This is a genomic window from Amycolatopsis sp. H20-H5, assembly GCF_035828755.1.
Classification (GTDB): domain Bacteria; phylum Actinomycetota; class Actinomycetes; order Mycobacteriales; family Pseudonocardiaceae; genus Amycolatopsis.
In genome coordinates, this window is the sequence record NZ_JAYMZS010000053.1 from 49,210 (window position 1) to 58,981 (window position 9,772).

Genomic DNA, 9,772 nt, shown 5'->3' on the forward strand with positions numbered 1-9,772 from the left:
GCTCGACGCTGGTTAGTTAGTGGTCCCTGAAGGCCACCTTCACGGCGTAAAACGCCGTGAAGGTGGCCTTCAGGGGCGGCCGAAATCGAGTACGCGGATGCTGTCGCGCAGCTGGGCACAACCTCGCTGGACCTCGGCTTGGTGCTGGTCGTAGCGGCACAGGATCTCGAGCTGGGTGTGACCGCGCAGAATGACGACCGCGTCGGCGGTGTAACCGGATCCGGTGATCGGCATCAGGTACGCCCGGCTCCCGGACACCACGGTCTGCCGGACGTCGGCGCCGATCCGGTAGACGCCTGCCATCGCCTCGTTCGCCGTGCCGAGCAGCGCGCTCCTGAGCTGATCGCTCGGGAGCTTGTCCGAGTCGACCTCCAGCTTGTACACGCTCACGGCGATGGAATCACGCTCGGTGAAGCCGGTCACCGTGCGGGCGCGGGGGAGGTTGAACGACGTCGTCACCGCGGACGTGGACTCGGTGGCGAGCTGGGTGAAGCCGTCGGGCGTGCGGTAGCAGTAGGGCGCGCCCTCCGGCGCGACCCGGCCGGCGGGGACACAGTCGAGCGAGGCCGGTGGCTTCTGCGCGGGCACGGCCGCCCCGCCGACCTGGCTCGTGCAGCCGGTCAGCACCAGGCATCCGGCGAACGCCGCGAGCAGCTTCCTCACAGTTTCCCCGCGGCCTTGAGCGCCAGGTAACGGTCGGCCAGCGCGGGCGGGAGGTCCTCCGGGGTCGCGTCCACGACGTCGACGCCGTAGCGCCCGAGCCGCGCGGTGACCTGGCGGCGTTCGGCCAGAGTCCGCTCGGCCGACGCCGCGTTGTAGACGGCCTCGGCATCGCCGCGAGCGCTCGCCATCTCGGCGACGCGGGGGTCCGCGACCGACGCGATCAGCAGCTGGTGCCGCGAGGTCAGCGAAGCCAGCACGGGCAGCAATCCCTCCTCCAGAGGCGCCGCGTCGAGACCGGTGAGCAGCACGATCAGCGAGCGGCGGCGGGTGCGCCGCAGGATCTCGGCGACCATCCCCCGCGCGTCGGTCTCGACCAGCGAGGGCTCGATCGGCGCCATCGCGTTGACCAGAGACGACAGCAACGTCGTCGCGGTCGAACCCTGCACCGAGGCTCGCGGCCGCCGGTCGTAGGCGAGCAGGTCGACCCGGTCGCCCGCTCGTGAAGCCAGCACCGCGAGCAGCAGCGCGGCGTCCATCGCGGCGTCGAGGCGCGGCGCGTCGCCGACACGCCCGGCGGACACGCGGCCGGTGTCGAGCACCAGCACGACGTGCCGGTCGCGTTCGGGACGCCAGGTGCGGACCATGACGTCCGAGGCGCGAGCCGTCGCGCGCCAGTCGATCGAGCGGACGTCGTCACCGATGACGTACTCGCGCAGGGAGTCGAATTCGGTGCCCTGCCCGCGGATCAGCATCGCGTTGCGCCCGTCGAGCTGCTGCAACCTGGCCAGCCGCGAAGGCAGGTGCTTGCGGCTGTGGAACGGCGGCAGCACCCGGACGGTCCACGGCACCTCGTGCGAACCCTGGCGCGCGGCGAGCCCGAGCGGCCCGAGCGAGCGGACGGTCACCCGGTACGCCTGCCTGTCCCCGCGCCGCGTCGGCAGCATTTTCGTGACCAGCGCACGACGTTCTCCCGCGGGCAGCGACAGGCGATGCCGGTCCTCGGCGCCCGCGCTCGGCGGCCAGGCGTCACGCAGCAGGCCACGCACAGCGCGTCCGCCGGGGTTCGCGACCGTCAGCGTGACCTCGGCGGGCTCGCCGAGCCGCACCGAACTCGCGCCGGAGCGCACGAAGTCCAGCCCGCGCACAGTCCCGGCCAGCAGCAGGTCCACGAGCACCAGCAGCAGCAGGACACCCGCGACGGCCAGCACCCCGGTCCGCGACGGGACCAGCAGCCCGACCACCAGCGCCCCGAAGAGCGCGATCAACCCGAGCCTGCCGGAAAGTGCCATGCGCGGAGCCTAAACCAGCGGCTCAGGCCACGTCGTCGAACTCACCAGCCTCCGTCTCCACGCGGGTAACTGCCCCTGAAGGCCACCATCACGGCGTTTAACGCCGTGATGGTGGCCTTCAGGGGCAATCGACACTAGCGGGGCACCGGGACCGAAGCGAGGACGCGGTCGAGCACGCCGTCCGCGGTCGCGCCTTCGAGCTCGGCCTCCGGGCGCAGGTCGAGGCGGTGTCGCAAGGAAGGCCTCGCGAGGGCTTTGACGTCGTCGGGGGTCGCGTAGTCGCGCCCGGCGAGCCAGGCCCACGCGCGAGTGGCCGCGAGCAACGCCGTCGCGCCACGCGGGGAGACGCCGATGCGCACCGAAGGCAGCGCCCGGGTCGCGCGGCAGACGTCGACGACGTAGCCGATGACCTCCGGCCGCAGGGTGACCCCGGCGACCGCCTGGCGCGCGGCGGCCAGGTGCTCGGCGCCCGCCACCGGTTTGAGCCCGGCGGCGGCGAGGTCGCGCGGGTCGAAACCCTGCGCGTGCCGCACCAGGATGCCGAACTCGTCCTCGCGGGACGGGATGGGCATGGTGAGCTTCAGCAGGAACCGGTCGAGCTGGGCCTCGGGCAGCGGGTACGTGCCCTCGTACTCGACGGGGTTCTGGGTGGCGATGACGATGAACGGGTCGGGCAGCGGGCGGGTGGTGCCGTCGAGCGAGACCTGCCGCTCCTCCATCGCCTCCAGCAGCGACGACTGCGTCTTCGGCGGGGTCCGGTTGATCTCGTCGGCGAGCAGCAGGTTGGTGAACACGGGGCCCTCGCGGAACGAGAACTCGCCGCTGTGCGCGTCGTACACGATCGAGCCGGTGACGTCGCCGGGCATCAGGTCCGGGGTGAACTGGATCCGCTTCGTCTTGAGGTCCAGCGCCGCCGCGAGGGCCCGCACGAGCAGCGTTTTCGCCGTCCCGGGGACGCCTTCGAGCAGCACGTGCCCTCGGCACAGCAGGGCGAGGATGAGCCCGGTGACCGCGGCGTCGTTGCCGACGACTGCCTTGCCGACCTCGGCGCGCAACGCGATCAGCGCGTCCCTCGCCTCTGTCGCGCTCAACTGGGGCCGCGCTGCCTGTTCGGTACTGCTCAAGACCGTCCCACCTCTCGTTCCACCAGGTCCAGTTCCTCCGCCAGCCGCACCAGCGCGGCGTCGTCGGCGGGCGGCGGGCCGTAGAGCACCCCGCCGATCTCGGCGCCCGCGCGGCCGGTGCGAGTGGAGATCGACTCCACCAGCGCCGCGGCTTCGGTGTCGCGCGAGAGCCCCAGCAGCGTCCGCAGCCGAGCTCGCGAAGCCTCCCGAAGCGTCTCCGCGGCGTGCGCCGACGCGCCTGCCTTGCGATAAAGCCTGGCCCGACCTTCGGCCGTCTCCGCGGCGCGCACCACGATCGGCAGCGGCTCGGCGACCACCGGGCCGAGCCGCCTGGCCCGCCACAGCGCCAGCAGCAGGACCGCGACACCGACCTGGACGGCGCCGTACTTCCAGCCGTCCGGGATGAGCTCCGAGAACGGGCGCTTGTCCGCGGCCAGCGCCGGGTCGTCCGTCGACGGCAGGTACCAGACCAGCCGCTGGTGCTGTCCGAGCAGCCGCAGCGCGAGCGCCGCGTTGCCCTCGTCGGCCAGCGCGTTGTTCGTCAGCGGGCGGCTGCCGCCGAGCACGGTGATCGTGCGCGCGGCGTCGGAAACCTGCACGAGCGTGCCCGCGCCGCCGTCGAGGTAGCACTGGCGCGCGCCCTCGGCCGAGGTGCGGTATTTCGACCCGCCGAGCGACACCCGCCCGGCCGCGACCGCCGCACCGATCGTGCAGCCCGGGTCCCGGACCGAGACCGCCGCGGTCCCGTCGAACCGCACGGACGGGACGGCCTCGCGCAGGATCTCCGGCTTCGGCTCGACCAGCACGAGATGGGCCGCGCGATCGCGCAGCACCGCCAGCCTGCCCGCGGGGACCAGGTCCGGGCCGGTGACCAGCAGGGTCGCGCCGTCCACCCCGTCCATGGCCTGGCTGGCTTCGTCCACCGTGCGGGCCGTGCGGACGTCGACGCCCTGGTCCTTGAGCAGTTTGGCCAGCGCGTGGGAGCCGCCGGGTTCGTACGAGCCGGGTTCCAGCGCGCCGACGGACTGCTCACCGCGGGAGAGCACCAGCGCCAGCCCGGCCAGGAAGATCAACGCCAGTATCGCGAGCGGGACCCGCGTGCCGCGCCAGATCCAGCGCAGATCGGGAGAGACGGAAGTCGTCATCGGCGCACCAAAGCCACCGGACGCTCACGGCGGCACCGCTCGTCCAGCTCGACCAGCGACTGATAGCCGTCGGCCGACGCCGGAAGCCCGCCGTAGTGGACGTCGTCGAAGAGGCGGGCGCCGGCGCGCAACCGCTCAGCGACCGCGGGCAACAGCGCGCCCGCTTCGGCCGCGGCTTCGTCGGCCGTGCGGCCGGACCGTTCGTCGAGCAGGCTTCGCTGCTCCAGATCCCTTACGAGAGCGCGGAAACGCTCGCGCACGGCGTCAGCGAACTCGCCCTTTGACGCAGCCTCGGCGGCCGCGCGGCGATACTCGTCGGCCGAGCGTTTACGACCCTCGAACACCTGCTTCGCGCCTTGCGCGGACTTGGCCACCTTGCCGACGCGCAGCCGGACGACCACCACGAGCACGATGAGCAGCACCACGATCAGCAGCAGCCCGAAGATCCCGCCGGGCACGGCGTTCGACACGGCGTTGAGCAGATCGTTGAACCGGTCGACCACCCAGTTGAACGCTTCGAGCAACGGGTTCGGCTTCGCGGCCTGGTAGGCCGGGTCGGTCAGCTCCCGGATCGCCCGCAGGCGGGCGGTGTCCCGGTCGATGTCGACCGGGACCTCGGCGAGTGCCCCGATCACCACGACTGCGGCTGGGGCGGGGCGGGCGGCGGCGTGACACCCGCGGCGCGGGCGAGCTCGATGTCCATCCCCTCCTTGCGCATCCGCTGGTCGATGTACACGAGCACGGTGACCAGCGCGGTGAACGGGGTGATGATCGTCTGCGTGATGATCGAACCCGCGGACTCCAGCAGCAGGGCGCCGATCGAGGGCACCGCCGGGATCGCGGTCGGGTTGATGACACTGTCGAACACGCCGCTGCCGATGCCGAACGGGATGCTGATGATCAAGCTCAGCAGCGCCCCGATGAGCCAGGCCAGCGCCAGGATGCCGAAGACCCGCCAGAACGTGCCGGACACGAGCTTCGCCGAGCGCGAGAACGACTGCCGGATACCGCCGCGCTCGAGCAGCAGCGCGGGGCTGGCGAGCGCCCAGAAGACGTACGGGATGACGGCGGGGAGCAGGCAGAAGATCGCGGCGGCGACCACGGCCAGCGTGTAGAGGACGGTCAGGCCCAGCAGCGGCAGCAGCCGCGGCGTGACCTCTTTCCAGGCCGTCTGGAACGAGATCGGCTTGCCCAGCACCGCTTTGCCCATCACCACGGTGAGGAACCCGGTGAGCACCGTCGTCCCGAGCATGGTGACCAGCAGGATGACGCCGTTGCTGGCCAGCGACTCGAGGAGGAAGTCGAGGGCCTGGCTGGTTCGCTCGCGGTCTGTCGCACCGGGGCCGAGCTGCTGCAGCGAAGCGAGTCCCGGCCGCAGCAGCAGCGAGCCGACGAAGTTCAGCCCGGCGGTGATCACCGCGATCACCGCGGCGAAGCCGAGGATCAGCAGGGGGTAGCGGCGGATCGCGGTGATCGCGCCGTCGAGGATGTCGCCGACGTTCAGCGGGCGCAGGGCGATCACGCCCGGCTTCCCGAGCCCAGCGGGGTTCGGCATGCCGTAGGGCGGCTGGGCGTACGGCGGCTGCGGCGCCTGGTACTGCGGCGCGCCCGGCGGCGGGGACGTCGGCGACTGCCACTGTCCCGGCTGGGGGGTTTGCGCAGGCTGCCCGGCCGATGGGGCCTGCTGGGCGTCCGGTGAGGGCACGGACTGCTGCGGAATGCCCTGGCTCGGTGTCGGCGCGTCGGCGCCTTCCGGGCCGGACGTGCCACCGGTGTCTGTCATCGAAGCCCCTCGCCCTCAAACCATCGCTTGGTCACACTCTTCCAGAGGCCCACAAACCGGACCAGAGCTGGGGTGATCGGAGCTGCTACCGCAAGTACTGTCCCGAAGCACTGGGTAACCACACCGTTCCCTCGTTATGCTGAACCTGGGCCGGGCAGACCCGGTTCGCGCCGAGACCCTTCGGGACAGCATCGATGACGCAACCGCCCCACGGTCAATGGCCGCCACGCGGGGCCGTCCAGCCACCGCCCGTGCCTGGCAGGCCGCCCGCAGGCCCGTGGCAGGGCCAGCCCGCGCCGTGGCAGGGCCAGCCCCACCAGTTCCCGGCGCCGCCGCGCAAGTCCGCCGGCGCCATCGTCGGGATCTGCCTCGGCGCCGTCGCCGTGCTGGTGCTCGGCCTGGTCGCGATAGTCGCGCTCAACCACAACGACAACACCCCGGTGGCGAACGCGAACTACGCCCCGCCCGCGCCCACCCCGACGGACCCGGCCACGCTGCCGCCAAGCGGCTCGTCCTCACCCGCGTCGTCCACGAGCGCGATGCCCACGCCGTCCACGGTGACCTCACCGAGCGCCGAAGGCCCGCAGAAGGTCCTCAAGCTGGGCGACCACCCGATCCTGCAGGACCCGAACGCCGGTCTGCAGAACCGGACGTGCAGCCTCCCGCCGTGGCAGAGCACCCAGGACGGCGCGGAGGCCTTCTTCACCGCCGCCAGTAAGTGCCTCGACGCCGCGTGGGGCCCGTTCCTCGAGGCCTACCACCTGCCGTTCACCTCGCCGGAGTTGCATTTCCCGACCGGGGCGAGCTTCGACACCGAATGCGGCACGATCCAGGTCGGCATCGCGACGGCCGCGTACTACTGCGAAAACAACCTCTACGTGCCCTTCCGCGGGCTGCAGACCGACCAGTACGGCAACAACCCGGGCGTCTACCTGGCGTTGTTCGCCCACGAGTACGGCCACCACGTGCAGGAGGTCGCCGGGCTGATGGACGCCGCCTGGCAGAAGATCTACGAAGCGGGCCAGACCAGCCCGGCCGGGCTGGAGATGTCGCGACGCAAGGAACTGCAGGCCCAGTGCTTCTCCGGCATGTTCCTCGGCGCGCACGTCGACCAGGGCGGCACGATCGACCGCGACATGTACAACAAGGCCTGGAACGACCAGGAGACCCGCGGCGACAACACCTCCCGCAGCCACGACCACGGCACGAACGCGCACTACGCGTCGTGGTGGCGCGCGGGCGCGACGAACAACCGCATCGCGGACTGCAACACCTTCTCCGCACCCTCGTCCGCAGTCTCCTGACGCCCTGACGCCCCTGGTCGACGGTCCCTGAAGGCCACCTTCACGGCGTAAAACGCTGTGAAGGTGGCCTTCAGGGACCATCCACGCGAGGCCCTGGCGGGGCTCAGGCAGCGACGACGGCGCGCCGAGGGCCGCGGAGCACCAGGAACGTGTACATCCCGCCCGCGAAGCAGCTGAGCACCAGCAGCGCGAGGCCGACCGGACGGCGCAGGTCACTGGCGCCCACCACGGTCTCGGCCGCGGTCACCTGGATCGTGCCGGTCTCGGCGGCGCCGTCGGGCACGGTGACGTCGATCCGCTCCCCCTTGCCGTGGCCGCAACCGTCGAGCATGCCGTCCCGGTTCTTGCCGCCGAAGGAGAACCGGACCGCCTCGCCCGCGTTGGCCCCGGTGCAGGCCGCGGGGGTGACGACCTCGGCCTGGACCGTCGAGCCCACCGGGGTGCTGCTGATGCCGAAGAGCCCGGGACCGAGGAACCAGGCCAGCACGACCACCAGCAGACCCACACCACCGGCGAAGGCCAGCACGTTCCAGCTCAGGGAGAGCTGCTGTCTGGCGGGGTCGGATCGCTGGCGCACGAGGTCAATCGTTCCAGATAGTCCCGGCAAAACACAGCGAGCGGCCACCGGCCGTGATCACGATCGGCAACGTCCGGCATACGGGCGGTTTTCGGGCTGGCGCTTGGGGCGTACCCGCTCAACGCTGGATGGTCTCCGAAGCGGTCACCTTCCGCACATACAGCAGCTTGTCGCCCGGCTCGATCGCGTCCGCCTGCGGCGCGTCGACGCGGTAGAGCACGCCGTCGCGGACCACGCCGAGCACGAGGTCGGGCAGGTGCCGCGGCGACCCGCCCTCCTCGGACTGCTCGACGGGCCGTTCGGCGATGGCGAGCCCGGACTCGGGCGTCAGCAGGTCCTCGACCATGTCCACGACCAGCGGGGTCGACGTCGCTATGCCCAGCAGGCGGCCGGCGGTCTCGCTGGACACCACGACCTGGCTCGCGCCCGACTGCTTGAGCAGGTGGACGTTCTCCGCCTCCCGCACCGACGCCACGATGTGCGAGTCCGGCGCGAGCTCACGGGCGGTCAGCGTGACGAGGACGGCGGTGTCGTCGCGGTTCGGCGCGACGACCACGGCGCGGGCTCGCTGCACCCCGGCCACCCGCAGGACGTCGGCGCGGGTGGCCGAGCCGTGCACGGTGACCAGGCCGAGCGCGCTGGCCGCGTCGAGGGCCTGCTGGTCGGTGTCGACGACCACGATGTGGCCGGGTTCGGTGCTCTCGTCCCCGAGGAGGGTGTTCACGGCGGACCGGCCTTTTGTGCCGAATCCGACGACCACGACGTGGTCCTGCACCTTCGTCCTCCATTTTTGGATCTTGAAAGCCTGCCGGGAGCGCTCGGTGAGCACCTCCAGGGTGGTCCCGACCAGCACGATCAGGAACAGCACGCGCAGCGGCGTGATCACGAGGACGTTGACGAGCCTCGCCGACGCCGTGGCGGGCGCGATGTCGCCGTAACCGGTCGTGGACAGGGAGACTGTCGCGTAATAGAGGCTGTCGAGCAGGGAAAGCCCGTCACCGTTGACGTCGCGATACCCCTTGCGGTCGAGGTAGACGATCATCACGGTCACCAGCAGCGCCAGCAGCGCGCCGATGATCCGTTTCAGGATCGCGCGCATCGGGCTGACGGTCAGTTCCGGCATCCGGATCACGCCGACGAGCTCGTGATCGGGGCGGTCGCTCAGCAGGCCGGTCAGTGGCAGGCGCCTGATCTTCATGCACCAGCCCGCCGCGGGCGGTGTTCAGCGTCACTCACGCCCGGAGGATAGCCGACCGGTCAGCTCATCCGCCGTGTGCGAGGCTCGAACGATGTCGTCCGCCCCGGGCCGCTCGCAGCGGCCAGCCCTCCTCCTCGCCGCACTGCTCGGCACGTCCGGCGTCCTGCACTTCGCCCGGCCCAAGCCGTTCGATTCGCTGGTCCCGAAGGAGCTGCCCGGCTCCCGCCGCACCTGGACCCATCTGTCCGGGGTCGCCGAGCTGGGCGTCGCCGCCGCGATCGTCACCCCGCGCACCAGGAGGCTGGGCGGCCTGGCAGCCGCACTGCTGTTCGTCGGCGTGTTCCCCGGCAATGTCAAGATGGCGCTCGACGCCGAGCGCAAGGGCAAGCCCGCCAAGGACCGCGCGATCGCCTGGGGCCGCCTGCCCGTGCAGTGGCCGCTGGTGGAGTGGGCGCTACGGGTCCGCGACAACGGCTAGGTGGCTGGTGTCGAACGGGGTGTGGAGGGCTCGGGTCGCGTGGTGAGTTGGGCGGAACAGGCCGGATCGTTGTGGTGAGTGGCCGTGGCTGGCTTGTGGGCGAGAGGGCATGGCTGATCCTGGTGCGGCGGTGAGGGCGTGGACACCGGCTGTGGGCCGCTCGTTGGCCTGCTATCTGGCGGTCAGGTGGTAGTGGCGGTCCATTGTCCTG

10 protein-coding genes are annotated in these 9,772 nt (G+C 71.4%); 2 read left to right on the forward strand and 8 right to left on the reverse strand.

Annotation, left to right across the window (positions count from 1 at the left end):
- Window positions 1–69: 69 nt before the first annotated feature.
- The 6 genes from QMK34_RS26430 to QMK34_RS26455 form a co-directional block, all read right to left on the reverse strand.
- Window positions 70–663, reverse strand: a complete 594-nt coding sequence (locus tag QMK34_RS26430; protein WP_326417100.1) for a hypothetical protein — start codon at window positions 661–663, stop codon at window positions 70–72.
- The gene (locus QMK34_RS26435) at window positions 660–1,952 is read right to left on the reverse strand and encodes a DUF58 domain-containing protein (protein WP_326417101.1); all 1,293 of its coding nucleotides are present in this window, start codon (window positions 1,950–1,952) and stop codon (window positions 660–662) included. The genes QMK34_RS26430 and QMK34_RS26435 overlap by 4 nt, the downstream gene beginning before the upstream one ends.
- A gap of 134 nt (window positions 1,953–2,086) precedes the next feature.
- Entirely contained in the window at window positions 2,087–3,076 is a 990-nt protein-coding gene (locus QMK34_RS26440; protein WP_326417102.1) for an AAA family ATPase, read from the reverse strand.
- Complete coding sequence (locus QMK34_RS26445; RefSeq protein ID WP_326417103.1) at window positions 3,073–4,221, reverse strand: DUF4350 domain-containing protein; 1,149 nt, start codon at window positions 4,219–4,221, stop codon at window positions 3,073–3,075. Before QMK34_RS26445 ends, QMK34_RS26440 begins: the two co-directional genes overlap by 4 nt.
- Window positions 4,218–4,859 (reverse strand): DUF4129 domain-containing protein, encoded by a 642-nt coding sequence (locus QMK34_RS26450; RefSeq protein WP_326417104.1) that lies wholly within the window; start codon window positions 4,857–4,859, stop codon window positions 4,218–4,220. The genes QMK34_RS26445 and QMK34_RS26450 overlap by 4 nt, the downstream gene beginning before the upstream one ends.
- On the reverse strand, window positions 4,853–6,004 hold the full coding sequence (locus QMK34_RS26455) for a proline-rich domain-containing protein (RefSeq protein ID WP_326417105.1): 1,152 nt from the start codon (window positions 6,002–6,004) through the stop codon (window positions 4,853–4,855). Before QMK34_RS26455 ends, QMK34_RS26450 begins: the two co-directional genes overlap by 7 nt.
- A gap of 194 nt (window positions 6,005–6,198) precedes the next feature.
- Between QMK34_RS26455 and QMK34_RS26460 the strand changes: the two genes are divergently transcribed.
- Entirely contained in the window at window positions 6,199–7,308 is a 1,110-nt protein-coding gene (locus QMK34_RS26460; protein WP_442785220.1) for a neutral zinc metallopeptidase, read from the forward strand.
- Window positions 7,309–7,411: 103 nt separating this feature from the next.
- Here the strand turns inward: QMK34_RS26460 and QMK34_RS26465 are convergent, their stop codons facing one another.
- Together QMK34_RS26465 and QMK34_RS26470 are read right to left on the reverse strand one after the other, a co-directional pair.
- Window positions 7,412–7,885 carry a hypothetical protein gene (locus tag QMK34_RS26465; protein ID WP_442785221.1) on the reverse strand — a complete coding sequence of 158 codons (474 nt, stop codon included), beginning with the start codon at window positions 7,883–7,885 and terminating at the stop codon, window positions 7,412–7,414.
- 118 nt (window positions 7,886–8,003) lie between these two features.
- Window positions 8,004–9,083, reverse strand: a complete 1,080-nt coding sequence (locus QMK34_RS26470; RefSeq protein ID WP_326417106.1) for a potassium channel family protein — start codon at window positions 9,081–9,083, stop codon at window positions 8,004–8,006.
- Window positions 9,084–9,174: 91 nt separating this feature from the next.
- On the opposite strand from QMK34_RS26470, the gene QMK34_RS26475 reads away from it, so the two are divergent.
- Window positions 9,175–9,561, forward strand: a complete 387-nt coding sequence (locus tag QMK34_RS26475; protein ID WP_326417108.1) for a DoxX family protein — start codon at window positions 9,175–9,177, stop codon at window positions 9,559–9,561.
- Window positions 9,562–9,772: the final 211 nt, after the last annotated feature.

Coding starts and splice junctions, on each gene's coding strand:
- QMK34_RS26435 (WP_326417101.1), bottom strand. CDS start 1,952: ATGGCACTTTCCGGCAGGCTCGGGTTGATCGCGCTCTTCGGGGCGCTG.
- QMK34_RS26445 (WP_326417103.1), bottom strand. CDS start 4,221: ATGACGACTTCCGTCTCTCCCGATCTGCGCTGGATCTGGCGCGGCACG.
- QMK34_RS26455 (WP_326417105.1), bottom strand. CDS start 6,004: ATGACAGACACCGGTGGCACGTCCGGCCCGGAAGGCGCCGACGCGCCG.
- QMK34_RS26460 (WP_442785220.1), top strand. CDS start 6,199: ATGACGCAACCGCCCCACGGTCAATGGCCGCCACGCGGGGCCGTCCAG.
- QMK34_RS26470 (WP_326417106.1), bottom strand. CDS start 9,083: ATGAAGATCAGGCGCCTGCCACTGACCGGCCTGCTGAGCGACCGCCCC.
- QMK34_RS26475 (WP_326417108.1), top strand. CDS start 9,175: ATGTCGTCCGCCCCGGGCCGCTCGCAGCGGCCAGCCCTCCTCCTCGCC.